The 1,917-nt window shown below is 62.6% G+C and carries 2 protein-coding genes; one reads left to right on the top strand and one right to left on the bottom strand.

Translation table 11 applies throughout. The features are described 5' to 3' along the window. Positions 1 to 64: 64 nt before the first annotated feature. Positions 65 to 610 carry a hypothetical protein gene (locus ADADOO_RS14850; RefSeq protein ID WP_511278283.1) on the bottom strand — a complete coding sequence of 182 codons (546 nt, stop codon included), beginning with the start codon at positions 608 to 610 and terminating at the stop codon, positions 65 to 67. Between the two features lie 136 nt (positions 611 to 746). Between ADADOO_RS14850 and ADADOO_RS14845 the strand changes: the two genes are divergently transcribed. Beyond that, positions 747 to 1,917: GspE/PulE family protein (locus ADADOO_RS14845; RefSeq protein ID WP_511278282.1), on the top strand; the 1,171-nt coding region annotated here is incomplete at its 3' end.

The raw sequence follows: 1,917 nt of genomic DNA, 5'->3' as shown, positions 1-1,917 counted from the left end.
CCGGCCTTAGCTTATTCCTGCCCGGTGGCTGTCCAAACGACCGGGACCACCGCATTCCGCAGCTTTATTTCGCGCTGAACTGCTCACGCAGGCAGGCTTTGTGTTCCGGGCCGATTTTGTCCTGACAGGCGGCGCGGGCTTTTTGGTGTTGCTCGCAGCGGGCCTGATTCGGGGCTTTGCTGCAATCGACTGGCGGCATTTTTTGTTGCATGCACTGGCGGCGGGCGGGGCCGGTCTGGCCTTGGCATTCCTTGTTGGCCATCTTGCGCGTTTCACATTGCTGCGGATTGCGGGCCTTGGTGCAGTCGACGTTCTGTCGCTGTTCCTGCATGCATTGCCGGCGTTGCGGGCCGGCGGTGTTTTTGCAGGCTTCGCGGGCCTGGGCGCGGGCTTCGCGCTGGGCGGTGCAGGCGGCCGGGTTCGGGGCCTGGCTGCAATCGCGTGGGGCACGGGCGCGCGGGCCGCCGCCTTGCATCATCCCGGCGCCGGGGCCCATGCCGTTCATGCCGCCACCCATGCCTCCCGAGCCTTGAGCGGGCTGGGCACTGGCCGGCAGGCAGATCAGGGAAGCGAGCAGGGTGCTGGCGATCATCATCAGGCGGGTTTTCATTTTTCGCTCCTGGCGAGTGGGGTACAGCTTCATTCTAAGTGCATGAAATGGAATGTTCCCGGCCAGTTGTAAAGGTCTGCAAACAGCGTGCTGTCTGCTTACAAATCGTTACCGGCTGCGTGCTATATTGCCGCGCATGAGCGACAAGAATATCGGCGAACATCGCCTGGCACTGGCCGAAGTGCTCGACTGGATGGTGGCGGATGGGCTGGTCAGCCAGGAGGCGGCTGATGCGCTCAAGAGCGAGCGTCGTCTGCATGGCGGCAAGACGCATCCGCTGCTTGTCATCGCCGATCAGAAGTGGCGCCAGGCCGGGCCGCCCGTCCGCCTGCTGACGCTGGAGGTGCTGACCGAATGGCTGGCCGGCCGGGTCGGCCTCGACTACCAGCATATCGACCCGCTCAAGATCGATTTCACCGGCGTCGCCGAGGTCATGTCGAGCGCCTATGCGGCGCGTTTCGGGATTTTGCCGGTGCAGGTGACGACGCGCGAGATCGTCATTGCGACGGCCGAGCCCTTTGTCCGCGAATGGGTCGAGGAATTGCAGCAGATCCTGCGCAAGCAGATTCGCCGTGTCATGGCCAATCCCGATGACATCAGCCGTTACCTCGTCGAGTTCTTCAACCTCGCCAAATCGGTCAAGAAGGCGGCGGCCAAGGGCGAGGTGACATCCGGGCTGTCGAGCTTCGAGCAACTGGTCGAACTGGGCAAGGTCAACAAGCAGTTCGATGCCAACGACCAGCACATCGTCCATATCGTCGATTGGCTCTGGCAGTACGCTTTCGACCAGCGCGCCTCGGACATCCACATCGAGCCGCGGCGCAATCTGGGCATTGTCCGCTTCCGCATCGACGGCGTGCTGCATCAGGTTTACCAGATTCCGATGGCGGTCATGAACGCCATGACCAGCCGTATCAAGCTGCTCGGGCGCATGGACGTCATCGAAAAACGCCGGCCGCAGGATGGCCGGATCAAGACGCGGACGCCGGCCGGGCAGGAGGTCGAGCTGCGTTTATCGACGCTGCCGACGGCCTTCGGCGAAAAGCTCGTGATGCGGATTTTCGACCCGGAAGTGCTCGTTCGAGACTTCCGCTCGCTGGGTTTTTCCGATGACGATCAGACGCGCTGGAAGCAGATGACCTCGTCGCCGAACGGCATCATCCTGGTCACCGGCCCGACTGGCTCGGGCAAGACGACGACGCTCTATACGACGCTCAAGCAGCTGGCGACGCCGGAAGTGAACGTGTGCACCATCGAAGACCCGATCGAAATGGTCGAGGCTTCGTTCAACCAGATGCAGGTCAGCC

The organism is Azonexus sp. (assembly GCF_036170495.1).
Taxonomy (GTDB): domain Bacteria; phylum Pseudomonadota; class Gammaproteobacteria; order Burkholderiales; family Rhodocyclaceae; genus Azonexus.
The sequence above is the reverse complement of the archived record's forward strand: the minus strand, read 5'-3'. Positions and strand labels throughout refer to the sequence as shown.